The organism is Streptomyces sp. NPDC005393, assembly GCF_040606675.1.
GTDB lineage: Bacteria > Actinomycetota > Actinomycetes > Streptomycetales > Streptomycetaceae > Streptomyces.
Genome location: NZ_JBEXFG010000013.1, coordinates 91,562 through 113,346, shown reverse-complemented (window position 1 = coordinate 113,346; position 21,785 = coordinate 91,562). Strand labels below are relative to the sequence as shown.

Genomic DNA, 21,785 nt, shown 5'->3' with positions numbered 1-21,785 from the left:
GAACACGGCCGGATGCGCGGGATCAGCCGGCCGCGCTCAGGGTCCAGACGGCGTAGCCGATGGCATCGCTGTTGCGGTCCAGCGCGGTGTCGTTGAGATTGCCCGAGGTGTCGCACGAGCGGTGGTAGCAGCGGTCGAACGCCTGACCGGAGGAGCCGCCCCAGTTCTGTGCCTGGGCGGCGGTCTTGGTGTAGTCGGCGCCGCTGAACAGACCGCCCACCGGGACGCCCGCGTTCTTGAACGGCGCGTGGTCGGAGCGGCCGTCGCCCTCCGTCTCGATCTCGGTGGGGACGCCCTTGGCGGCGAAGAAGTCCTTGAACACCCCTTCGATCCGCGCGTCGTCGTCATAGACGAAGTAGCCCGGGTTGGGCGAGCCGATCATGTCGAAGTTGAGATACGAGTCGATCTTCGCCCGCTCGGCGGACGCCAGGTTGTTGACGTAGTACCGGGAGCCGACCATCCCCAGCTCCTCGGCGCCCCACCAGCCGAACCGCAGATGCTTCGCGGGCTTCAGCCCCTGGCGGGCGACGGTGAGCGCGGTCTCCAGGATCCCGGCGGACCCCGAGCCGTTGTCGTTGATGCCGGGGCCGCCGCTGACGGAGTCGAGGTGGGCGCCGGAGAAGACGACGTCGTTGGTGTCGCCGCCGGGCCAGTCGGCGATGAGGTTGTAGCCGGTGGCGCCGCTGGAGGTGAACTGCTGCACGGTGGTGGTGAACCCGGCGGCGTCCAGCTTGCCCTTGATGTAGTCGAGCGACGCCTTGTAACCGGGGCGGCCATGGGCGCGGTTGCCGCTGTTGGCGGTGGCGATGGACTGCAGTTGGCTCAGGTGGGCCTTGACGCCCGCGAGCGAGATGTCCGGTGCGGCGAGGGCGGTGCCGGACGAGCGGGCCGGGGCGGGGGCGGTTCCGGACGAGGCGGCCGGGGTGGGGGCGGCGGCCACCAGGGCGGCGATCACCGTACCGGCGGCCGCGGCGCTGGTGGCCCGGCGTATCCAGGATCTGTGGGAGGTGGGGTGCCGATGAGCGCGTGACGACATGTGGGGGGCTCCGATTCCGAATGAGGACAGGACGGAACGACGTGACGCTGTGTTATGCACATGCCATGGCTGTGTGCGTGGGCTGATATTCCGGGCGTGGCTGACTCCGCGTCAAGGGCGGAAACCGGACATCACCCGCCGGATATCGACCCTCGGCGCGGCTCCGGCAGGGCATCCGGCAGGGCATCCGGGACGGCCTCGGGTGCGTCCACATTGACCGACATCAGCGCCGCCCGCGAGGCGGCGTCGGTCAGCTCCCGGCGGGCCCGGTGCGCGGTGTGCAGGGCATCCCAGGTGAGCAGCGCGAGGGCGAGCCAGACGAGGGCGAAGCCCGCCCACCGTTCGGGTGGCATCGACTCATGGAAGACGGCGAGCCCCAGCACGAACTGGAAGGTGGGCGCGATGTACTGCAGCATCCCGATCGTCGACAGCGGCAGCCGCACCGCCGACGCCCCGAAGCAGATCAGCGGTATCGCGGTGATCAGCCCACAGCTCGCGAGCAGCGCCGAATGCCCCATCCCCGCGCTGCCGAAGGTGCTGTCGCCGCGCGCCCCCAGATAGACCAGAAAGCCGACCGCGGGCAGGAACTGCACGGCGGTCTCGGCGGCCAGCGACTCCAGCCCGTCCAGTCCGATCCGCTTCTTGGCCAGGCCGTACGTGGCGAAGCTGAAGGCGAGCGTGAGCGCGATCCACGGCAGCTTGCCGTAGCCGACGGACAGCACGCCCACCGCCACCGCCCCGACGCCGACCGCCGTCCACTGCGCGGGCCGCAGCCGCTCACGCAGCAGCAGTACGCCGAAGGCGATGCTGACCAGCGGATTGATGAAGTACCCGAGCGCGGTCTCGACGACATGCCCGCTGTTGACGCCCCAGATGTACAGGCCCCAGTTGACCGAGATGACGGTCGCGGCGAGCGCGATCATCGCGAGCCGCTTCGGCTGCCGCAGCAGCGGCCGTATCCAGGCCCAGCGCCGCAGTACGAGCAGGACGAGCGCGACCGCCACCAGCGACCACACCATCCGGTGGGCGAGGATCTCCACCGCCCCCGCGGGCTTCAGCAGCGGCCAGAAGATCGGCACGAGGCCCCATATGCCGTACGCGGCGAAGCCATAGACGAGACCGGCGCGATCCTGCTGCTGCTGCGGACTCATGGGCCCCTCCCCGACGGCGTGACGGCCCTGACGGGGCCTGTCCGACGGTAGCGCCGGACGGGCCCGCCTGTCATTCCCGTATCGCCATACGGTCATGACAGGGCGGGCCGTGGCGCGGTCGGCCGGAGCGGGCCGTCGGTCAGCCCTTCGGGGCGACCGCGACGGAGTCGGCGATGGGCGTGGTCGGGCGGCCGGTGAGCCGGGACAGGTCGCCGGGGGTGGCGGCCGGCAGACCGCGCTGGAGCGGGACGGCTTCGTCCACCGCGAGGCGCACCCCGTGATCCCGCCGCATGTGGACTATTCGCTGACCGAGCTCGGCCGCGAGGCGGCGGCCGGGTGTGGGCGCTGACGTCCTGAGCCGGGGAGGTGGCCCCGGAGGTGCTGGCCGCCCGCGAGGCGTACGACCCGGCCAGGTCCGGTTCGTAGGCGCTACGAACCGGACCTGCTGGGCCTGGGGCCTGTGGGCCTGTTGGTGTCGGGTGTGGGGCGTCGGGTCAGGACAGCTGCTCGGTCGCGCCGTCCGGATGGATGAGGATGCGGATCTCCCCGCCGTAGCGGTCATCCGTGATCAACGCGGGGGTCGGGCCGCCCAGCCGCTGGGCGCGTTCCTGGAGGATCGAGATGACGACCTCCTGGATGTCGCCGTAGGGCGGTGCGGTGATCGGCACCCCGTCGACCAGCGCGGCGTTCGGGGAGAACACCCGTACCTGCGCGTCGCCGTGGGGAGCGGACGCCGTGATGTGCGGACTCACTCATGATCGGCCTGTCTGTCCATACCGGGTGCGCCTTATGCGCTCTCGGGGAGTTCACCGGGGGCGGCAGCGGGGGCGGGGCCCTGAGCCCGCATATAGGTGCCGCGGGAGAGCCGGGTGAGGCGGCCCGACTTGACCATGGCGGAGAGGACGTTGCTCACGGCCTTGCCCGAATCCCGGCACGGTCCGGGCACGGCCGCCGACCGGGCCGCGACCTCGTTCATCACATCGCGTCCGGTGAACGGCTCGGCCATCGTGGCGACCGCGAGCTCCACGGCGGCGCGGATGCTCGGCGGCGATTGCTTGGCGACGTGGTCCAGCGCCACCGGTGACCGCTCGCCCGCGCCCGCGGGGAAGGCGGTCGGGTCCGCGTCCCGGTAGGCCGGAAGCTGGTCCTCCAGGGCCCGCCGAGCCGAACGGATCGTGTTGAGGTCCACGGCGTCCGGCCGGCTGCCGGGGACGGCGGAGAGCATGTCGACGACCGTCTCGATGTTCAGCAGCGCGTCGACGAGCGTGCGCAGCAGCGGCGCCAGAAACGCCTGTCGCAGCGCCGCCACCGGGTTGCGCATCGCCAGCTCGACGGAGACCGAGCCGGCCAGCGGGGTGACGGCGGGCGCCTCCTCACCCGGGATCGGCCCCTCGTCCGCCGCGGCGGTGGCGAGCAGCTCGATGACGCCGTGTGCCCGCCGGATGCTCTGCAGCGCCTCGGGCGTCATACCGCTGCCCGGCACGTTGGTCAGCATGACGGCGAGCAGTTCGACGCCCGCGAGCGCCTGCGCGGCGGTCCGCGTCAGCGGCCACAGCACGGCCTTTCGCACGGCCATTGCCGGGTCATCGAGGGAGAAGCTGATTCTTTCCTCCGGCTCGTCCGCCATGGACCGCGATTCTCCGTTCACGCGTCGAAACTTCAAGGGCAACAACTCCGCTGAGTGCCCGCGGAATTCGCTTTTCCCGGGGCTTTTCTTCGCGGTGGCCGAGCCGATGGGTACCGGGGCGCGTCGTCCCAGGCGAACTGTGCCTGGGCGCGCATGGAGTCCTCGCCGAGCTCGTTCCGGGCCGTCTCGGGCCATTCCCGGGGCGGCTCGTAGACGAACTTGATGTTGTCCAGGCCCACGTCCGGGTTGGTGCGCAAGGCAGGCAGCTCGTTGTTGTACAAGACGCTGCTGGGGTACGCGGACGGAGCGAAGACGGCCACTTCGCCCGTGGAGGCCTCGGCGTACCGCTGGGAGAGGGTGGACCAGGCCGTGCGGGCCACGTCTTGACCGTGTTCCGGGGTGAAATCGAGCGCCTGGTGGACGCTTTTGTCCCACAGCCGGAGGTTGCCCAGCGCCCTACCGCCCCGGGTGCCCTCCAGATACCGTGCGGAATCGGGAGCCTTGGCGTTCTCGGATTCCGCCCAGGCTTCGGCGATGTACATATTGGACAGGCCTTCACCGGCCGGGAGCTCCGGGTGAGGGACCTCGAAGGACCAGAACGCCGACTTCGTATCGGGGCGCGGAGAGCTGACGTTCAGCCGTCTGGCCCGCTCGGTCACATAATCCTCGACCGACATGCCCACACGGTCGGCCGTGTCGCGCAGCCGGTTGGCGATCTGCCGGGCGCGCACCCTGTCCGCGGGCTTGTCGGCTTCCCGCAGTCACAGTGCCCGGTCGTCGATCTCGGCGGGTATCAGCTCCGGGTTCACATGATCTCCTGCGGATAGAAGTCGACGTTGATCATGACGCCGCGCTTGCCGATGCCCCGGTTGGTCACACCGCCGCTGTACAGCTCCATCAGCGTCAGCGGCCCCTCGGGGGAGGGGTCCCGCCACATCGCCATCCGGTACGGGTTGCGGTCTTCCAGCCGGATGTCCTTGGGCAGCAGCCAGTGCTCGTCATGCTGAGGCTCGGGGAACGCCGGATCGTCCCACGCGCCGGAGAACTCCGGCGTACCGAGCACACCGCGCGCCGCCGCCTCGTAGGCGGGCCACACCTCGGCGCCCCGCTCCAGCACGGCCTCGTTCTCCTCCTGGGTGTCGGCGCTCAGATGCCAGGTCGACCAGCTGAGGTTGCCCACCGGGCTCCAGCCACCACTGCGCACCGGGTAGAGGTAGAGCTTCTCGCCGGTCGGGGTGCGTACGCTCAGGACTCGCTCGAAGGACGTCGGCCGCCAGCCGAAGAGGGCGCACCAGTCGTCCAGCGGCTGGCCGGGGTTCGGCGGACCGGCCCAGATGGCCGGCCAGTCCACATGACTCAGACCCGCCAGTTCGGCAGCCAGATCCTGAGGGGTCCGCTCAATTTTCATGGTGGGCACGGGGCCACCGCCTTTCGTCGCCGTTCACAGCCGCCAGCCGGGCCCGGTGGGTTCCGGATCGGCCGGGCCGTGGCAGAGCACGATCCTCGCATCGCCCGGCCACTGGTCCGCGGCGGTGGCCACTCCCAGGTCCGCTCGCAGCTCAATGGCCGGGGCACCCGGTGTGCTGAACGTCCACAGGGCGAGGCGATGCGGACTCCTGTACTCCAGGCGTCGGTCGCTGTCCTGGAGATGGTCCGGAACGGGGCGCCGTGGGAACTCCGTCGCGTGCCAACCGCCTTGCCAATCGGGGGCGCCCAGCACCTCATGGGCCCCGGCGAGCTGGGCCTCCCAGCGCTCGACGGCCATCCGTATCAGCTGAGGGTTCTTCTTCGCCGCAGCCGCTCGCGGCATCGAGGTGTGGGGCGAGCGCGGGATGGAGAAGCTCTGGTCGGCGGCGAATGTGCGGGTCTACGGGGGCGGCGTCTCCGACACCAAGTTCCTGGGCGACCTCTCCGAGCTCGCGGGCGAGTTCGAGGTGACGGACTACCAGACCAGCCGGGAGGCGGAGTTCGGCGGCTGGTCCGGCAATCGGACCGTCAGCCAGTCCACCCGCCGGGAGCGCGTCCTCCACGTCTCCGACCTCGGCTCCCTGCCGCCCGGCCGCGCCCTGGTGCTCGCGTCCGGGACCAAGCCCGTGCTCGTGGAGACCTTCCCGTGGTGGCAGGGGCCGCACGCCCGGGCCGTGCAGGAGTCGCTCGCGACGTACGACCCGGGCGCGGCGAAGTAGGCCGGGGGCGGGGCGGGCTCAGTCCGGCTCCGACCCCTGCCCGGCCTCCATGGTCCGTACCGCCTTGGCCACGGCGAACGGCAGGATCGTCACCGCCACGCCCGGCAGCTGCTCCAGCGCCTTCGCCAGCGACTCGGCCGTGCCCCGGTGCAGCAGCTTGCCGAGCGGCGAGGCGTAGGTGCGGCGCGGCACCAGCAGGGTCAGGGCCGTCTGGCCGTCCTCGGTCGTACGGGCCGCCAGCTCCATCACCGCGTGGCGCAGCCGCCGGTCGGGGCACTCCACGACCTCCAGCGCCACGGTCACCCCCCGTGTCGCCTCCCAGCGCGCCATCAGCCGCCGGGCGTGCGTCTCGTCGACCATGATGTGCACGGCGCGGACCTCGTCGGGGCGCAGCTCATGCGCGTACCGCAGCGCCTTGACCGTCGCGAGGTCGATGCTGTCCGCCAGGACGTAGACGATATGGCGCCGCCAGCGCGGTACGTCGTCGCCGGGGCGCGGAACCGCCTCCAGGGCGGCCGCCTCCGCGCGGTACTCGCGGTTGATCCGGATCAGCGCCCAGACCCCGAGCGGGAAGACCACCACGACCAGCCAGGCGCCCTCGGTGAACTTCGTGATGGCGAAGATCAGTACGACGGCGGCGGAGACGGTCGCGGTGGCGAGGTTGACCGCGATCTTCCAGGTGCGGCGCGGTTCGCGGCGGCGCAGATGGTAGGCGGTCATCCCGGCCCCGGCCATGGTGAAGGCGGTGAACACGCCGATCGCGTACAGCGCCACCAGCCGGTCCACATTGGCGTCGGTGACGATCAGCAGGGCGAGCGAGACGACGGCCAGTGCGATGATCCCGTTGGAGAAGGCGAGCCGGTGGCCACGCCGGGTCAGCTGCCGGGGCAGAAAGCGGTCCTCGGCGACAAAGCTGGCCAGGAAGGGGAAGCCGGTGAACGGGGTGTTGGCGCCCGTGTAGAGGATGAGCGCGGTCGCCAGCTGGACGAACGCCAGCCCCAGCGCGCCCAGCACCCCGCCGCCGAAGACCAGATGGGCCTCCTGCGCGATCACGGTCGGGGTGCCGTCCCGGTAGGGGATGGCGTGGGTGAAGTGGGCGAGGGCCGAGACGCCGAGCACCAGCGTGCCCAGGATGCAGCTCATGGTGATCAGCGTGCGGCGGGCGTTGGCGCCCTGGGGCTCGCGGAAGACGGAGACGCTGTTGGAGATCGCCTCCAGACCGGTCAGCGAGGAGCCGCCGTTGGCGAACGAGCGCAGCACGATGAAGAGCGAGGCGCCGTAGAGAAAGCCGCTGCCCGGCGTGCCGAGGTCCACCGCGCCCGCGGCGTGCACATCGGCGTGCGGCAGCCGCCCGGTGAGCCCGCGGACCACCCCGACCACCAGCATCAGACCCACGGCGAGCGTGAAGAGGTAGGCGGGCACCGCGAAGACCCGCCCGGCCTCGCGCAGCCCGCGCAGATTGCCGTACGCGAGGATCAGGATCACGGCGGCGCTGAGCGGCAGTTGGAGATGGTCGATCCCGGTCCACCGGCCGCCGATCAGATGGGCGAACGAGATGATCGCGTTGGTGCCGGCCGAGACCTGGACGGCGACGGTGACGATGTAGTCGACCAGCAGCGCGACGGAGGCGATCTGGGCGATGTCGGGCCCGAAGTTCTCGCGCGCCACGACATACGAGCCGCCCGCGCGGGTGTAGATCGTCACCACGTCGCTGTAGCAGAGGGTGAGCAACACCAGCACGAGCAGAATCGCCCCGGTCACCGGCAGGATGAGGGTGAAGGCCGCGACGCCGATGACCGGCACCAGGACGCGCAGTATCTCCTCGCTGCCGTACGCCGTGGACGAGATGCAGTCGGAGGCGAGCACACCGAGCGCGGCCGGATTGCGCAGCTTCTCGCGTCCGATGCGCTCGGTGACGAGCGGTGGGCCGAGCAGCCGCCGCTTGAGGCGGTAGACGGGGCGGTCCGGCGGCTGGAGCGGGGCGGCGGTGTCGGCCATGGGCCTATGAGAGCGGGTGCCTGGCCGGGGCGTTGTCAGACGCTCCGGCCGGGCATCCGCCTGCGCCCGTACGTACGAACGCGCCCGGTGACCGGGGTGGCTCAGCCGACGACCGTCCAGGTGTCGTTCCCGGCGAGCAGCGTGGCGAGATCGCCCTTGCCCTTCAACTCCACGGCGGCGTCGAGCTGGTCGGACATCTGGGTGTCGTAGACGGGGCGGGTGACATCGCGCAGGACGCCGATGGGGGTGTGGTGGAGGGTGTCGGGATGGGCGAGCCGGCTGAGGGCGAACGCCGTGGTGGGGGAGGTGGCGTGGACGTCGTGGACCAGAACCTGGTGCTCGTTGTCCGCGGTGACGGTGACGACCTCGAGGTCCCCGGTGGCCGGGTCGCGCACCACGCCCTTGCCGAGGTCGGCGCCGAAGCGGATCGGCTTGCCGTGCTCCAGGCGGATCACGGCCTCCTCGGCCCGCTGCTTGTCCTTGAGGACGTCGAAGGCGCCGTCGTTGAAGATATTGCAGTTCTGGTAGATCTCCACCAGCGCGGTGCCCGGGTGGGCAGCGGCCTGCCGCAGCACCTCGGTGAGGTGCTTGCGGTCGGAGTCCACCGTGCGGGCCACGAAGCCCGCCTCGGCGCCGATGGCCAGCGACAGCGGGTTGAAGGGGGCGTCCAGGGAGCCCATCGGGGTGGACTTGGTGATCTTGCCGACCTCGGACGTCGGGCTGTACTGCCCCTTGGTCAGCCCGTAGATCCGGTTGTTGAAGAGCAGGATCTTCAGATTGACGTTGCGGCGCAGGGCGTGGATGAGGTGGTTGCCGCCGATCGACAGCGCGTCGCCGTCACCGGTGACGACCCAGACCGACAGATCGCGGCGGGAGGCGGCGAGCCCGGTGGCGATGGCCGGGGCGCGGCCGTGGATGGAGTGCATCCCGTAGGTGTTCATGTAGTACGGGAAGCGGGAGGAGCAGCCGATGCCGGAGACGAAGACGATGTTCTCCTTCGCCAGGCCCAGTTCGGGCATGAAGCCCTGGACGGCGGCGAGGATGGCGTAGTCACCGCACCCGGGGCACCAGCGCACTTCCTGGTCGGACTTGAAGTCCTTCATGGACTGCTTGGCGTCGGCCTTGGGCACCAGGGAGAGCACGTCGGGCCCCGGTGTGCCGCCGGTGAGGGTCTCAGTCATCGATGGCCTCCTTAAGGGCCGTGGCAAGCTGCTCGGCCTTGAACGGAAGCCCGCGGACCTGGGTGAAGGAGCGGGCGTCCACCAGATAGCGGGCGCGGATCAGCGTGGCCAGCTGGCCCAGGTTCATCTCCGGCACCACCACCTTCTCGTACCGGCCCAGCACCTCACCGAGGTTGGCGGGGAAGGGGTTGAGATGGCGCAGATGGGCCTGGGCGATGCGGTCGCCCGCCGTACGGACGCGGCGGACGGCGGCCGTGATCGGGCCGTATGTCGACCCCCAGCCCAGCACCAGCGTGCGGGCGTCGCCGGTCGGGTCGTCCACCTCGATGTCGGGGACCTGGACGCCGTCGACCTTGGCCTGGCGGGTGCGGACCATATGGTCGTGGTTGGCCGGGTCGTAGGAGATGTTGCCCGTGCCGTCCTGCTTCTCGATACCGCCGATGCGGTGCTCCAGGCCCGGGGTGCCGGGGACGGCCCAGGGGCGGGCGAGGGTCTTTGGGTCGCGCTTGTACGGCCAGAAGACCTCGGTGCCGTCCTCGGTGGTGTGGTTGGGGCCGGTCGCGAACTGCACCCGCAGATCGGGCAGATCGTCGATCTCCGGCACCCGCCAGGGCTCCGAGCCGTTGGCCAGATAGCCGTCGGAGAGCAGGAAGACGGGGGTGCGGTAGGCCAGCGCGATACGGGCGGCGTCCAAGGCGGCGTCGAAGCAGTCGGCCGGGGTCTTCGGGGCCACGATCGGCACCGGGGCCTCGCCGTTGCGCCCGTACATCGCCTGGAGCAGATCCGCCTGCTCCGTCTTGGTCGGCAGTCCGGTGGAGGGGCCGCCGCGCTGGATGTCGATCACCAGCAGCGGCAGCTCCAGCGACACCGCGAGACCGATCGTCTCGGACTTCAGCGCCACACCGGGCCCCGAGGTGGTGGTGACGGCGAGCGCCCCGCCGAAGGCGGCGCCCAGGGCCGCGCCGATACCGGCGATCTCGTCCTCCGCCTGGAAGGTCCGCACGCCGAAGTTCTTGTGCCGCGACAGCTCGTGCAGGATGTCGGAGGCCGGGGTGATCGGGTACGAGCCCAGGAACAGCGGCAGATCCGCCTGGCGCCCCGCAGCGATCAGCCCGTACGACAACGCCAGGTTGCCGGAGATATTGCGGTAGGTGCCGGGCGGGAACGCGGAGGCGGCCGGCGCCACCTCGTAGGAGACGGCGAAGTCCTCCGTCGTCTCGCCGAAGTTCCACCCCGCCCGGAAGGCGGCCACATTCGCCTCGGCGATCTGCGGCTTCCTGGCGAACTTCGCCCGCAGGAACTTCTCGGTGTTCTCGGTCGGCCGGTGGTACATCCACGACAGCAGCCCGAGCGCGAACATGTTCTTGCTGCGCTCGGCCTCCTTCCGGGACAGGCCGAAGTCCTTCAGCGCCTCGATCGTCAGCGTCGTCAGCGGCACCGGATGGACGTGGTAGCCCTCCAGCGAGCCGTCTTCCAGGGGGCTTTGGGCATAGCCGACCTTGGCCATCGGACGCTTGGTGAACTCATCGGTGTTGACGATGATTTCCGCCCCGCGCGGCACATCGCCGAGATTGGCCTTCAGCGCGGCCGGGTTCATCGCCACCAGCACATTCGGCGCGTCACCGGGGGTGAGGATGTCGTGATCGGCGAAGTGCAGCTGGAAGCTGGACACCCCCGGCAGCGTGCCGGCGGGTGCGCGGATCTCGGCGGGGAAGTTCGGCAGGGTGGACAGATCGTTGCCGAACGACGCCGTCTCCGAGGTGAACCGGTCACCCGTGAGCTGCATGCCGTCACCCGAGTCACCCGCGAAGCGGATGATCACACGGTCCAGACGGCGGACTTCCTTGCCGTCCGTTGTTCGCTGTCCCCCGGCGAGCGTCTGCTCGCCCTGCTGCTCGGCTGGTTCGGCCTGCTCGGCCGGGCTACTGACCTGGCTGGTCACTGCTTCGGACCTCCCTTGCGGCGGCGCTCCCGGACAGTCGATGCCGACCGGTTGTCCCATGACCATCGTACGTCGGTAAGGCTCGCCTTCCTTGGCCGGATCACATGGTGGACGCCGTAACGAGAAACCTTTATGTCATGGTTTGGCATGGCTTGACCCCGCCCCCGTGCTGTCAATTCCGGTGATCCCCCGTTCAGCCTTTGGCCCCGCTTTGGTCTGTGCTGTCAGGAGTTGAGATAGGTGAGGACCGCGAGCACCCGACGGTGATCCCCGTCACTCGGCGACAGGCCGAGCTTCAGAAAGATGTTGCTGACGTGCTTCTCGACCGCGCCGTCGCTCACCACGAGCTGCTTGGCGACCGCCGAATTCGTCCGGCCCTCGGCCATCAGCCCCAGCACCTCCCGCTCCCGCGGGGTGAGCCCGGCCAGCACATCCTGCTTACGGCTGCGGCCCAGCAGCTGGGCGACGACCTCCGGGTCCAGCGCCGTACCGCCCCGGGCCACCCGCACCACGGCGTCAACGAACTCGCGCACCTCGGCGACCCGGTCCTTGAGGAGATAGCCGACCCCGCGGCTGCTTCCGGCCAGCAGCTCCGTCGCGTACTGCTCCTCCACGTACTGCGACAGGACCAGCACCCCCAGCCCCGGATGGTCCCGGCGGAGCCGGACGGCCGCCCGCACCCCCTCGTCGGTGTGTGTCGGGGGCATCCGTACGTCGGCCACCACCACATCCGGCAGCGCACCCTCGTCGGCCAGCTCCCGGATCGACTTGATCAGCGCTTCCGCGTCCCCGACGCCCGCGACGACGTCATGCCCCCGGTCGGTCAGCAGCCGGGTCAGCCCCTCCCGGAGCAGCACCGAATCCTCGGCGATGACCACCCGCACTCTGTCGTCCACGATGCACGGCCCCCGTTCCCTCGGTTCGTCGCGACCAGCATCCCAGGATTCGGACGCCCGCGTGGCGCATAACCGGCGAGGTAGGGGGACGCAGGGGGGAGCACGCGCGGTCGGGGGCGTACGCCTCCGGGACTCCCGCCGTCACCGCCAGGGGAGCTCGGCGGTCACCGAGGTCGGGCCGTCGGCCGGGGAGTGGACGACGAGGATGCCGTCGACCGCGTCGATGCGCTCGGCCAGCCCGGCGAGTCCCGAACCGGCGGAGGTACCGGCCCCGCCCCGGCCGTCGTCCGTGATCTGCAGCATCACCCGGTCCTCGGCGCGCCACACATCGACCTCCGCCGACCGGGCGCCGCTGTGCTTGCTGATGTTCTGCAGCAGCTCGGAGACGGTGAAGTAGGCGATGCCCTCGATGGCGGCCGCGGGCCGCTCCGGCAGATCCACCGTGACCGTCACGGGCACGGTGCACCGGGCCGCCAGGGCGGACAGCGCGGGGCCGAGGCCACGGTCGGTGAGGATCGCCGGATGGATGCCGCGGGCCAGGTCGCGCAGTTCCCGCAGGGCCAGCTTCACCTCGCCGTGTGCCTCGTCGACCATCCTGGCCGCCGCCTCCGGGTCCTCCTCCAGCTTCTCCTTCGCGAGGCCAAGATCCATGGCGAGGGCGACGAGGCGGGCCTGCGCCCCGTCGTGCAGATCGCGCTCGATGCGGCGCAGATCGGCGGCGGCGGTGTCGACGACCGTGCCCCGGTCCGTCTCCAGCTCCCAGACCCGGGTCGCGAGCCGGGACGGGCCGAGCAGCGAGGCCACCATCAGCCGGTCGACCGCGGTCAGCGCCCGCATCACCCACGGGGTCAGCAGCACGATCAGCACGCCGAGGCCGAAGGCAGCGGCCATCTCGAAGGGGGTGTCGAGATAGAAGCCGGACTTGGTGTCGCCGTCGCCGTAGAGCTGCAGACCCGGTTGGTCGGTATAGGTGGGGAAGACCCACTGCCACAGCGGATACGTCACCAGGCCCCAGCCGTAGACGGTGAACATCACCGAGAAGACGAATCCGAAGATCGCCCACGGCAGATGGAGCAGCGCGTACAGCACATGGCGCCAGGACGTGCCGCTCTTGAGCAGCGCGCCCACCCATGCCACCGGGCCGCCGCGCTCGCCCTCCCGGCGGCCCTTCGGGCGCAGCACCGGCTCGGGCTCGGCCACCCGGAGGCCGAGCAGCGCACGGGCGCGGGCCCGCTCGACGACGCCGAGCGCCCGGCAGCCCGCGAGGGCCACGCCGAGCACCGGGATGCCGAGGAAAGTGATCAGAAGCCCGGCGCCGAGCGAGATCATCGTGACCGTGTAGGTGAAGGTGACGACGGCCATCGGCAGGCTGATCACGAGATAGAGGAGCTCGCACCAGACGCGGGCCTCGAACGGCGCTCTCAGCGCCGCGGACACCACGTGGCCGCGGGGCTCGGTCTTGGGCCCGTACGGTCCGTATGCGGTGGCCATCGTGTCGTCCGTTCTCCGGGAACCGGGTGGGTCGCGTCGAGTCGCGTCGTTTCCGTACCTCAGCCTCCCGGAGCGCGGCGGGCCGGGCCATCGGGCAGGTGGGCCTCTTCACCGGGGGGATAGCCCTACCCTCGGCATATGCCGGGGGATACCGCCGAGCCCGCCGCCGGTCCGGTGCGGTCGCGCCAGGGCAGCTCGGCGGTCACGGTCGTCGGCCCGCCGGGCGGCGAGTCCACCACGAACCTCCCGTCGACCGAGCCGAGCCGCTCCGTCAGGCCCGCGAGCCCGCTGCCCCCGGCCGTGGTCGCACCGCCGCGCCCGTCGTCCCGCACCTGGATCAGCAGCCTGCTCTCCGACCGCCACAGCTCGACCTGCGCCGACCGGGCGCCGCTGTGCTTGCTGATGTTCTGCAGCAGCTCCGAGACGGTGAAGTAGGCGATGCCCTCGATGGCGGGCGCGGGCCGGTCGGCCAGCTCGACCGAGACCGTGACCGGTACGGTGCAGCGCGCGGCGACCGACGACAGCGCGGCACCGAGCCCCCGGTCCGTCAGCACGGCCGGGTGGATGCCGCGGGCCAGGTCGCGCAGCTCCCGCAGGGCCAGCTTCACTTCGCCGTGCGCCTCGTCGACCATCCTGGCCGCCGCCTCCGGGTCCTCCTCCAGCTTCTCCTTCGCCAGACCGAGCCCCATGGCCAGGGCCACCAACCGCGCCTGCGCCCCGTCGTGCAGATCACGCTCGATGCGGCGCAGATCGGCGGCGGCGGTGTCGACCACCGTGCCCCGGTCCGACTCCAGCTCCACGATCCGCCGCTCCAGCTCATCGGAGGGGGACAGCAGCCCGCGCACCAGCGCCCGGTCCGCATTGGTCAGGGCGCGGGCGATCCACGGCAGCACCGGCCAGCCGACGAACAGCGCGACCAAGGTGACGACGAAGGTGAAGATGCCCCAGGGCAGCCGGATCACGGCGTAGAGCGAGGAGCGCCAGCCGACCGGGTCCCGCAGGCTCGTCCACAGCCAGCCGAGGAAGCCGCCGCCCCGGTGGCGCGGCATGGGGCTCGGCTCATCGATCCGTACGGACAGCAGCGCCCTCGCCCGGCCCCGCTCGAACCGGCCGAACAGCCGGCTGCCCAGCAGACCGAGGGCGAGCAGTGGCAGCCCCACCACCGTGATCGACATTCCGATGCCCACAAAGAGCCAGGTCAGGGCGTAGACGAAGCCGACGATACCCAGGGGTAGATTGGCGAGGAGATGGGCGATCTCCCTCCAGGTCTGCGCGGGAAAGGCGAAGGCGGGCGGGCGCGGCAGCCGCTCGGCGCCGTCGCCATCGCGGTCGGCACCGGGGGAACGGGAGGTCATAGCAGCCAAGACTGCCCGGCCCGGGAGGGCCGCGCCATGGGGTACATCGCCGGTCGGTGGTAGGGCTATCCCCACCGCATGCTGGACGGGCCGCCCGGCCCGGCACCGGCAGGGCCTAGACTCCGTCCGTACGGATCGTCGAACATACGAGGTCGACGAAGAACAGGCATGATGAGGGAGCGAGGGGCGGACGTGCCGGAGGCGACGACCGTGCGCACGGCCAGCGTCCAGCTCGCGGCCGACTACTTCTACGGCTATGCCGTGGTCGGTCTGCTCGGAGCGGTCGGGGTGATCTTCGTCGCCGTGGCCTTCGGGGCCGGGCGGCTGCTGCGGCCCGTGGTGCCGACGCCCGAGAAGCTGCTGACGTACGAGTGCGGCGTGGACCCCGTGGGCGAGAGCTGGGCACACACCCAGGTCCGCTACTACGTCTACGCTTTCCTGTATGTGATTTTCGCGGTGGACTCGATCTTCCTGTTCCCGTGGGCGACGGTCTTCGCCGCGCCCGGCTTCGGCGCCGCCACGCTGGTGGAGATGTTCATCTTCCTCGGGTTCCTCGCCGTAGGTCTGCTGTACGCATGGAAGAAGGGCGTCCTGGAATGGACGTGACACCGACCCCGACGGCTCCCGTGGATCTCCCGGAGCCGCGCCGCCTGGGCCCGCTCGCCCGGCTGGCCCCCGAGCCCATGAAGGTGGTCCTGAACTGGGGCCGCCGCTACAGCCTGTGGGTCTTCAACTTCGGGCTCGCCTGCTGCGCCATCGAGTTCATCGCGGCGTCGATGGCGCGCCACGACTTCATCCGGCTCGGCGTGATCCCCTTCGCGCCGGGGCCGCGCCAGGCCGACCTCATGGTCGTCTCCGGCACGGTCACGGACAAGATGGCGCCCGCGGTGAAGCGGCTGTACGAGCAGATGCCGGAGCCGAAGTATGTGATCTCCTTCGGGGCCTGCTCGAACTGCGGCGGCCCCTACTGGGACTCGTACTCCGTGACCAAGGGCGTCGACCAGATCATCCCCGTCGATGTGTACGTCCCCGGCTGCCCGCCCCGGCCGGAGGCGCTGCTCCAGGGCATCCTCAAGCTCCAGGAGAAGATCGCGCGCGAGTCGCTGAGCGAGCGGTACGCGGCGGAGGGCGCCCCGGCGGGCCGCCCGTCCGCTGCCGCGCTGCGCAGCGGGCTCGTCGCGCCTCCGGCCGCCGGGCCGGCGGGGGAGGACACACGATGACCGTCGGATGGCTGCCGCGTTCCGCCGCCGAGCTGTTCGGCGAGGGCGCCACGGCGGAGGAGGCGTACGGCCTGCTGACGGTCGACGTCCCCGCCGACGCCTGGATCCCGGCCCTGGAGACGGCCCGCTCCGACCTGGGCTGCACCTACTTCGACTGGCTGAGCGCGGTCGACGAACCGGGTTCCGGCTTCCGGGTCGCGGCGTACGTCGTCGCCCTCGGGGGCTCTTCCCCCGGCCCGGCGGTGCGCGGTCTGCTGGTCCGTACCACCGTGCCGCACGACGCGGCCACCCTGCCCACCGCGACCGGCGTCTACGCCGGTGCGGCCTGGCATGAGCGCGAGACCCACGAGATGTTCGGGATCGGCTTCACCGACCACCCCCAGCTCGCGCCGCTGCTGCTCCCCGACGGCTTCGAGGGGCACCCGCTGCGCAAGGACTTCGTGCTGGCGGCCCGGGTCGCCAAGGCCTGGCCGGGCGCGAAGGAGCCGGGGGAGTCGGGCACCGGCCACGGCCCCAAGCGGCGGCAGATGCTGCCGCCGGGCGTCCCCGACCCCAACGAGTGGGGCCCACTCAAGGGCCAGCTCCCACCCGCCCCGTCCCGCCCGGCCCGTGCCACCCGCGCGGGCTCGGCGGGCTCGGCGGCCGAACGCCCAGCCCGCCGAACCCGCACGGCGACGGCGGGCTCGCCAAGCCAGCCGGCGACGCCCACCGAGCCGACGACGGCGGACGCGGCCCCGGGGACGGGCGCGGCCCCGGCCGAGCGCCCGGCGCGCCGTACGCGCAGCGCGGGCGAGGGTTCCGCGAGCCGGCAGGCGGCGGGCGCCGAGCCGACGACGGCGGACGCGGCCCCGGCGCGCCGGTCGGCCGCCCCGGCGGGCGACGACGCGGCCGAGCCGACGGCGGCCGAGCCCACCGCACCCGCGAAGCGACCCGCGCGGCGGACGCGCTCGTCCGACGCGCCCTGGCACCATCCGCGCCCGGCCAGGGACGAAGCCGAGGCCGAGGCCGAGTCCGAGTCCGAGCCCGGACGGGCCCCGGAGGGCGACGGCGCGAAACCTGACGCCGCCACACCCAATGGCCCCGACGAGACCCCCACCGACGACACCCCAGGAGGCACCGCGTGAACGACGTCCTCGACGTCGCGCTGCGACTGCTCGTCCTCCTGGCCGCGTTCCTGGTCCTCCCCCTGGTCGTCGGGCAGACCGAGCACAAGGTCATGGCCCATATGCAGGGCCGGCTCGGCCCGATGTACGCGGGTGGCTTCCACGGCTGGGCCCAGCTGGTCGCGGACGGCGTGAAGTTCGCGCAGAAGGAGGACGTCGTACCGGCCGATGCCGACCGGCGGATCTTCCAGCTCGCGCCCGCCGTCGCGCTGCTCCCCTATCTCCTCGTGCTCGTCGCGATCCCGATCGGCCCGGCCAAGGGCGCGGTCGGCCAGTTCATCGACGCGGGCATCTTCTTCGTGCTCGCCGTGATGGGTGTCGGCGTGCTGGGGTCGCTGATGGCGGGCTGGGCCTCGGCCAATAAGTTCTCCCTCCTCGGCGGGTTGCGGACGGCCGCTCAGCTCATGGCGTACGAGCTGCCGATGCTGCTGACGGCCGCCTCCGTGGCGATGGCCGCGGGCACGGTGTCGCTGCCCGGCATCCTCGACGCGTTCGAGTGGTGGTGGGTGCCGTGGCAGATCGTCGGCGGGCTGGTGTTCTTCACCGCCGGGCTGGCCGAGCTGCAGCGCCCGCCGTTCGACGCGCCGGTCGCCGACTCCGAGATCATCTTCGGCGCGTACACCGAGTACACCGGGCTGCGCTTCGCGCTCTTCCTGCTCGCCGAGTACGCGGGCATCGTGATCCTGTGCGGGCTGACCACCGTCCTCTTCCTCGGCGGCTGGCACGGGCCGTTCGCGGGTGATCTCGGCTGGCTGTGGACGCTGCTGAAGACGGCCGTCCTCGCCTTTGTCGTGATCTGGCTGCGGGTGACCTACCCGCGGCTACGGGAGGACCAGTTGCAGCGGTTCGCCTGGACCTGTCTCATTCCGCTCTCGCTGGCCCAGATCGCCCTCACCGGCGTCGTCAAGGTGGTGATCTCCTGATGGGTATCCCCGGTTCCGGTCTGGCCAAGGGCCTGGCCGTCACCCTCCGCACGATGACCCGGAAGGCGCACACCGCGCAGTATCCGGAGGTGCAGCCCGAGCTGCCGCCCCGGACGCGCGGGGTGATCGGGCTGTTCGAGGAGAACTGCACGGTCTGCATGCTCTGCGCCCGTGAGTGCCCGGACTGGTGCATCTACATCGACTCGCACAAGGAGACGGTCCCCCCGGCCGCCCCGGGCGGGCGCGAGCGCAGCCGCAATGTGCTCGACCGGTTCGCCATCGACTTCGCCCTGTGCATGTACTGCGGCATCTGCATCGAGGTGTGTCCTTTCGACGCGCTGTTCTGGTCGCCGGAGTTCGAGTACGCGGAGACGGATATCCGCGATCTCACCCATGAGCGGGACAAGCTCCGCGAGTGGATGTGGACGGTGCCCGCGCCACCCGCCCTCGACCCGGGCGCGGAGGAGCCGAAGGAGATCGCCGCCGCCCGTAAGGCCGCCGAGAAGCTCGCCGCCGCGGAGGCCGCCCAGGCGGAGGCAGAGGCGGCCCAGGCTGAGGCGGCCCAGGCTGAGGCGGCCCAGGCGGATGACGACGACTCCGGCCGGAACGGAGCCACATCGTGAGTTCCGCAGTCCATCTGGCGGCCGCCGGCCAGGGGCTCGCGACCGCCGGCCACGGGTTTCTGTCGCCGAGCGGTGTCGAGATCGCCTTCCTGCTGGTCGCCGTCGCGACCTTCGGCGCGGCCGTCATCACCGTCACCACCAGGCAGCTGGTGCACGCCGCCCTGTGGCTGGTGGTGACGCTCGGCGGTCTGGCCGTGGAGTACCTCCTGCTGACGGCGGAGTTCATCGCCTGGGTGCAGGTGCTGATCTACGTCGGCTCCGTCGTCGTCCTCCTTCTCTTCGGGCTGATGCTGACGAAGGCGCCCATAGGCCGCTCGCCGGACGCCGACTCGGGCAACCGCCCGGCCGCGCTCGCGGTGGCCGTCGCGGCCGCGGCCGCCCTGGTGTGGGTGGTCGTGGACGCCTTCCGGACCACCTGGATCGACCTCGACAAGGGCGTGCAGGGCTCCACCGCGGTCTCCGGTGAGAGCCTCTTCCGCCACTGGGTGCTGCCGTTCGAGGCGCTGTCGGTCCTGTTGCTCGCCGCGCTCGTCGGCGCGATCGTCCTGTCCCGCAAGAGCGGCAAGGAGAAGCGCTGATGCATCTCGCCTACCCCGCCGTGCTCGCCGTCCTCCTCTTCTGCACCGGTCTGTACGGCGTCCTCGCCCGCCGTAACGCGATCCTGGTGCTGATGTCGGTCGAGCTGATGCTCAACGCCGTCAACCTCAACCTCGTCGCCTTCGACGTCTGGCTCCGCGACACCCTGCACGCGGGCCAGGCCCTCACCCTGTTCACCATCGCCATCGCCGCCGCCGAGATCGGCATCGGTCTCGCCATCGTCCTCCTCGTCCACCGCCATCGCGGCACCGCCGACGTCGACAGGCTCCGGGACCTCGCCGACCCCCCGCCAGCCGGCTCCCCCGCCACTGACGACAGCATGGCAGCACCCTCTGACAACGACGCTGACCAGGCAATTCCCGCCCGGAGGCAGACCGCGTGACGACCACGACCGCCGCCGTTCTCGTCCCCCTCCTGCCCTTCCTCGGCGCCGCCGCGGGGCTGCTGCTCGGCCGCCGCGCGCCCGGTTTCGTACGCCCCCTCGCCGTACTCCCGACCCTCGGCGCGGCCGCGCTCGCCGTGCTCGTCGCCGTACGGCAGGGCGGGGGAGAGGGCGCCGGGAAGGCCCCGCTGCACGCCGCCACCCGGCTCGCCGACACCGGGTCGGTCCCCATCGACCTCGCGCTGCACATCGACGGCTTCGCCGCGCTGGTCGCGGTCCTCGTCGGCGTCGTCGCGTGCTGTGTGCAGATCTACTCGACCGGCTATCTGCGCGACGACGCCCGCTATCCCTCCTACGCCGCGCTCGTCTCCCTCTTCACCGCCGCGATGCTGCTCGTCGTCTACTCCGACGACCTCATCGTGCTGCTGGTCGGCTGGGAGATCATGGGCATCTGCTCGTACTTCCTGGTCGGCCACTACTGGGAGACCGCGGCCGCGCGCTCCGCCTCCCTGAAGGCGTTCCTGGTCACCAAGCTGGGCGACGTCCCGTTCCTGATCGGCATCTTCGTCCTCGCGGGCGACACGGGCACCTTCCGCATCAGCCAGATCGTCACCCGCCTCACCTCCTCCGCCGGCACCCCGCTGGACCACCCCACCCTGATCGCGCTGCTGCTGCTCGCCGGGGTCGCGGGCAAGTCCGCGCAGTTCCCGCTGCACACCTGGCTGCCCGACGCGATGGCCGGCCCCACCCCGGTCTCCGCGCTGATCCACGCCGCCACCATGGTCGCCGCCGGTGTCTACTTCATCGCCCGGCTGCTGCCCGTCTTCGTCTCCTCCGCCGCCGCGCTCGCCGTGCTCGCGGCCATGGCGGCCGTGACGATGGTCGGCTCGGCGCTCGCCGCGCTCGCCCAGGACGACATCAAACGCGTCCTCGCCTACTCGACCATCGGCCAGCTCGGCTATATGACAGGCGCGCTGGCCGTCGACGACCGCGGCGCCGCCGTCTTCCACCTCATCACGCACGGCGCGTTCAAGGCGCTGCTCTTCCTCGGCGCCGGCGTGATCATTCACGCGGCCGGTACGAACTCCCTCGCCGCCATGTCCCGGATGAGCGGCCTCGCCCAGCGCATCCCCGACGCCTTCTGGACGACCACGATCGGGCTGCTCGCGCTCGCCGCCATCCCGCCCTTCGCGGGCTTCTTCTCCAAGGAAGCCGTCCTCGGCGCGGCCGAGCACGCCGCCACCGGCCATGAGCCGGCCGTCCCCACCGGCGTCGGCTGGACCGTGCTCGTCGCCGGGCTGCTCACCGCCCTGCTCACCGCCGCCTACGCCGGCCGGCTGTGGCTGCTGGCCTTCCGCGGCACGGGCGAGCGCGTCCCCGACCACGGGAAGCAGCCGGTCGCCATGAACGTCGTCCTGTGGGTCCTCTTCATCCCCGCGGCCGGACTCGGGCCGGCCTACGGCACCCTGCCGGACTGGTTCGACGGCAAGGCCCTCGCCCCGACCCTCACCACCTCCGTCCTCGGCACCGGTATGGCCCTCGTCGGCGCGCTCGTCATGTACGGCGCCTGGCGGCACACCTCCGCGCGGGCCGCCCGCGCCCCCCTCGGCGCCGTGGCCGCCCACCCCGACGCCGCCGACGCCGTCTCCGAGGTCGAGGCCATCGCCACCCACGAGGCCGCCTACGGCTCCATCGCGGGAGCCCCCGACCCCGCCGACCCCGGCCGGCTGCTCCTCGGCCCGCTCCACCGCCACGCGGCCGCCGGCTTCCATCTCGACGCCGTCTACACCGCCCTGTTCGTCCGCCCCGTGCGCGCGGCCGCCGAGCTCGTCCGCTTCCTCGACCGCGAGGTCGTCGAGACGTACGTACGCGGCGCGGGCGGCGCACCGCGCCTGCTCGGCGCCGCCGTCCGCCGCGCCCAGACCGGCAATGTGCAGACCTACCTCGGCGCGCTGCTCGCGGGCTCCCTCGTCCTGGCCGTGGCCGCCGTCCTCGTCGCAGCGGGAGCCTGACC

General features: G+C 71.5%; 22 protein-coding genes and 2 pseudogenes. 10 read left to right on the top strand and 14 right to left on the bottom strand.

Annotated features, from left to right (window positions below; translation table 11 throughout):
- Positions 1–22: 22 nt before the first annotated feature.
- From ABZS71_RS14460 to ABZS71_RS14450, 3 genes and pseudogenes are all read right to left on the bottom strand, one after another.
- Complete coding sequence (locus ABZS71_RS14460; RefSeq protein ID WP_356209969.1) at positions 23–1,036, bottom strand: M28 family metallopeptidase; 1,014 nt, start codon at positions 1,034–1,036, stop codon at positions 23–25.
- A gap of 131 nt (positions 1,037–1,167) precedes the next feature.
- On the bottom strand, positions 1,168–2,187 hold the full coding sequence (rarD, locus tag ABZS71_RS14455; protein ID WP_356209967.1) for an EamA family transporter RarD: 1,020 nt from the start codon (positions 2,185–2,187) through the stop codon (positions 1,168–1,170).
- A 139-nt stretch (positions 2,188–2,326) separates the two neighbouring features.
- Positions 2,327–2,431 (bottom strand): annotated as a pseudogene (locus ABZS71_RS14450) (KR domain-containing protein); the annotation flags it as partial.
- Here ABZS71_RS14450 and ABZS71_RS14445 point away from each other — a divergent pair.
- Positions 2,426–2,613: pseudogene (locus tag ABZS71_RS14445) on the top strand (winged helix-turn-helix transcriptional regulator); the annotation flags it as partial. The pseudogenes ABZS71_RS14450 and ABZS71_RS14445 sit on opposite strands and share 6 nt — an antisense overlap.
- A gap of 68 nt (positions 2,614–2,681) precedes the next feature.
- On the opposite strand, the gene ABZS71_RS14440 reads toward ABZS71_RS14445, so the two are convergent.
- From ABZS71_RS14440 to ABZS71_RS14420, 5 genes are all read right to left on the bottom strand, one after another.
- The gene (locus ABZS71_RS14440; RefSeq protein ID WP_356209966.1) at positions 2,682–2,939 is read right to left on the bottom strand and encodes a hypothetical protein; all 258 of its coding nucleotides are present in this window, start codon (positions 2,937–2,939) and stop codon (positions 2,682–2,684) included.
- 35 nt (positions 2,940–2,974) lie between these two features.
- Positions 2,975–3,814 (bottom strand): hypothetical protein, encoded by an 840-nt coding sequence (locus tag ABZS71_RS14435; protein WP_356209964.1) that lies wholly within the window; start codon positions 3,812–3,814, stop codon positions 2,975–2,977.
- Positions 3,815–3,846: 32 nt separating this feature from the next.
- On the bottom strand, positions 3,847–4,491 hold the full coding sequence (locus ABZS71_RS14430) for a hypothetical protein (protein ID WP_356209961.1): 645 nt from the start codon (positions 4,489–4,491) through the stop codon (positions 3,847–3,849).
- Positions 4,492–4,619: 128 nt separating this feature from the next.
- Positions 4,620–5,222, bottom strand: a complete 603-nt coding sequence (locus ABZS71_RS14425) for a hypothetical protein (RefSeq protein ID WP_356210003.1) — start codon at positions 5,220–5,222, stop codon at positions 4,620–4,622.
- Between the two features lie 33 nt (positions 5,223–5,255).
- On the bottom strand, positions 5,256–5,624 hold the full coding sequence (locus ABZS71_RS14420) for a hypothetical protein (protein WP_356209959.1): 369 nt from the start codon (positions 5,622–5,624) through the stop codon (positions 5,256–5,258).
- Between the two features lie 22 nt (positions 5,625–5,646).
- On the opposite strand from ABZS71_RS14420, the gene ABZS71_RS14415 reads away from it, so the two are divergent.
- Entirely contained in the window at positions 5,647–6,000 is a 354-nt protein-coding gene (locus tag ABZS71_RS14415) for a TraM recognition domain-containing protein (protein ID WP_356209957.1), read from the top strand.
- 18 nt (positions 6,001–6,018) lie between these two features.
- On the opposite strand, the gene ABZS71_RS14410 is transcribed toward ABZS71_RS14415, so the two are convergent.
- The 6 genes from ABZS71_RS14410 to ABZS71_RS14385 all read right to left on the bottom strand — a co-directional run bounded on the left by ABZS71_RS14410 (position 6,019) and on the right by ABZS71_RS14385 (position 14,863).
- Positions 6,019–7,998, bottom strand: coding sequence for an APC family permease (locus ABZS71_RS14410; RefSeq protein WP_356209954.1), 1,980 nt, complete (start codon positions 7,996–7,998; stop codon positions 6,019–6,021).
- Between the two features lie 101 nt (positions 7,999–8,099).
- Entirely contained in the window at positions 8,100–9,179 is a 1,080-nt protein-coding gene (locus ABZS71_RS14405) for a 2-oxoacid:ferredoxin oxidoreductase subunit beta (protein ID WP_356209952.1), read from the bottom strand.
- Complete coding sequence (locus ABZS71_RS14400; RefSeq protein ID WP_356209950.1) at positions 9,172–11,121, bottom strand: 2-oxoacid:acceptor oxidoreductase subunit alpha; 1,950 nt, start codon at positions 11,119–11,121, stop codon at positions 9,172–9,174. The genes ABZS71_RS14405 and ABZS71_RS14400 overlap by 8 nt, the downstream gene beginning before the upstream one ends.
- 224 nt (positions 11,122–11,345) lie before the next feature.
- Entirely contained in the window at positions 11,346–12,005 is a 660-nt protein-coding gene (locus ABZS71_RS14395) for a response regulator transcription factor (RefSeq protein WP_355843675.1), read from the bottom strand.
- A 153-nt stretch (positions 12,006–12,158) separates the two neighbouring features.
- Entirely contained in the window at positions 12,159–13,508 is a 1,350-nt protein-coding gene (locus tag ABZS71_RS14390) for a sensor domain-containing protein (RefSeq protein ID WP_356209948.1), read from the bottom strand.
- Between the two features lie 125 nt (positions 13,509–13,633).
- Positions 13,634–14,863, bottom strand: coding sequence for a sensor domain-containing protein (locus ABZS71_RS14385; RefSeq protein WP_356209946.1), 1,230 nt, complete (start codon positions 14,861–14,863; stop codon positions 13,634–13,636).
- A gap of 171 nt (positions 14,864–15,034) precedes the next feature.
- On the opposite strand from ABZS71_RS14385, the gene ABZS71_RS14380 reads away from it, so the two are divergent.
- The 8 genes from ABZS71_RS14380 to ABZS71_RS14345 are packed head-to-tail and all read left to right on the top strand — an operon-like array spanning position 15,035 to position 21,783.
- Positions 15,035–15,469 (top strand): NADH-quinone oxidoreductase subunit A, encoded by a 435-nt coding sequence (locus tag ABZS71_RS14380; protein WP_356210001.1) that lies wholly within the window; start codon positions 15,035–15,037, stop codon positions 15,467–15,469.
- The gene (locus ABZS71_RS14375) at positions 15,460–16,083 is read left to right on the top strand and encodes an NADH-quinone oxidoreductase subunit B family protein (protein WP_355843440.1); all 624 of its coding nucleotides are present in this window, start codon (positions 15,460–15,462) and stop codon (positions 16,081–16,083) included. The genes ABZS71_RS14380 and ABZS71_RS14375 overlap by 10 nt, the downstream gene beginning before the upstream one ends.
- Entirely contained in the window at positions 16,080–17,207 is a 1,128-nt protein-coding gene (locus ABZS71_RS14370) for an NADH-quinone oxidoreductase subunit C (RefSeq protein WP_356209943.1), read from the top strand. Before ABZS71_RS14375 ends, ABZS71_RS14370 begins: the two co-directional genes overlap by 4 nt.
- Positions 17,204–18,169, top strand: a complete 966-nt coding sequence (locus ABZS71_RS14365; protein WP_355843434.1) for a complex I subunit 1 family protein — start codon at positions 17,204–17,206, stop codon at positions 18,167–18,169. Before ABZS71_RS14370 ends, ABZS71_RS14365 begins: the two co-directional genes overlap by 4 nt.
- On the top strand, positions 18,169–18,792 hold the full coding sequence (locus ABZS71_RS14360; RefSeq protein WP_356209940.1) for an NADH-quinone oxidoreductase subunit I: 624 nt from the start codon (positions 18,169–18,171) through the stop codon (positions 18,790–18,792). Before ABZS71_RS14365 ends, ABZS71_RS14360 begins: the two co-directional genes overlap by 1 nt.
- Positions 18,789–19,370 (top strand): NADH-quinone oxidoreductase subunit J, encoded by a 582-nt coding sequence (locus ABZS71_RS14355; protein WP_356209937.1) that lies wholly within the window; start codon positions 18,789–18,791, stop codon positions 19,368–19,370. Before ABZS71_RS14360 ends, ABZS71_RS14355 begins: the two co-directional genes overlap by 4 nt.
- On the top strand, positions 19,370–19,771 hold the full coding sequence (nuoK, locus tag ABZS71_RS14350; protein WP_355843427.1) for an NADH-quinone oxidoreductase subunit NuoK: 402 nt from the start codon (positions 19,370–19,372) through the stop codon (positions 19,769–19,771). The genes ABZS71_RS14355 and nuoK overlap by 1 nt, the downstream gene beginning before the upstream one ends.
- Positions 19,768–21,783 (top strand): NADH-quinone oxidoreductase subunit L, encoded by a 2,016-nt coding sequence (locus ABZS71_RS14345; protein ID WP_356209934.1) that lies wholly within the window; start codon positions 19,768–19,770, stop codon positions 21,781–21,783. Before nuoK ends, ABZS71_RS14345 begins: the two co-directional genes overlap by 4 nt.
- The last annotated feature ends 2 nt before the right edge of the window (positions 21,784–21,785 follow it).

Coding starts and splice junctions, on each gene's coding strand:
- ABZS71_RS14460 (WP_356209969.1), bottom strand. CDS start 1,036: ATGTCGTCACGCGCTCATCGGCACCCCACCTCCCACAGATCCTGGATA.
- rarD (WP_356209967.1), bottom strand. CDS start 2,187: ATGAGTCCGCAGCAGCAGCAGGATCGCGCCGGTCTCGTCTATGGCTTC.
- ABZS71_RS14435 (WP_356209964.1), bottom strand. CDS start 3,814: ATGGCGGACGAGCCGGAGGAAAGAATCAGCTTCTCCCTCGATGACCCG.
- ABZS71_RS14430 (WP_356209961.1), bottom strand. CDS start 4,491: ATGTCGGTCGAGGATTATGTGACCGAGCGGGCCAGACGGCTGAACGTC.
- ABZS71_RS14425 (WP_356210003.1), bottom strand. CDS start 5,222: ATGAAAATTGAGCGGACCCCTCAGGATCTGGCTGCCGAACTGGCGGGT.
- ABZS71_RS14420 (WP_356209959.1), bottom strand. CDS start 5,624: ATGCCGCGAGCGGCTGCGGCGAAGAAGAACCCTCAGCTGATACGGATG.
- ABZS71_RS14415 (WP_356209957.1), top strand. CDS start 5,647: ATGGAGAAGCTCTGGTCGGCGGCGAATGTGCGGGTCTACGGGGGCGGC.
- ABZS71_RS14410 (WP_356209954.1), bottom strand. CDS start 7,998: ATGGCCGACACCGCCGCCCCGCTCCAGCCGCCGGACCGCCCCGTCTAC.
- ABZS71_RS14405 (WP_356209952.1), bottom strand. CDS start 9,179: ATGACTGAGACCCTCACCGGCGGCACACCGGGGCCCGACGTGCTCTCC.
- ABZS71_RS14390 (WP_356209948.1), bottom strand. CDS start 13,508: ATGGCCACCGCATACGGACCGTACGGGCCCAAGACCGAGCCCCGCGGC.
- ABZS71_RS14385 (WP_356209946.1), bottom strand. CDS start 14,863: ATGACCTCCCGTTCCCCCGGTGCCGACCGCGATGGCGACGGCGCCGAG.
- ABZS71_RS14380 (WP_356210001.1), top strand. CDS start 15,035: ATGAGGGAGCGAGGGGCGGACGTGCCGGAGGCGACGACCGTGCGCACG.
- ABZS71_RS14375 (WP_355843440.1), top strand. CDS start 15,460: ATGGACGTGACACCGACCCCGACGGCTCCCGTGGATCTCCCGGAGCCG.
- ABZS71_RS14370 (WP_356209943.1), top strand. CDS start 16,080: ATGACCGTCGGATGGCTGCCGCGTTCCGCCGCCGAGCTGTTCGGCGAG.
- ABZS71_RS14360 (WP_356209940.1), top strand. CDS start 18,169: ATGGGTATCCCCGGTTCCGGTCTGGCCAAGGGCCTGGCCGTCACCCTC.
- nuoK (WP_355843427.1), top strand. CDS start 19,370: ATGCATCTCGCCTACCCCGCCGTGCTCGCCGTCCTCCTCTTCTGCACC.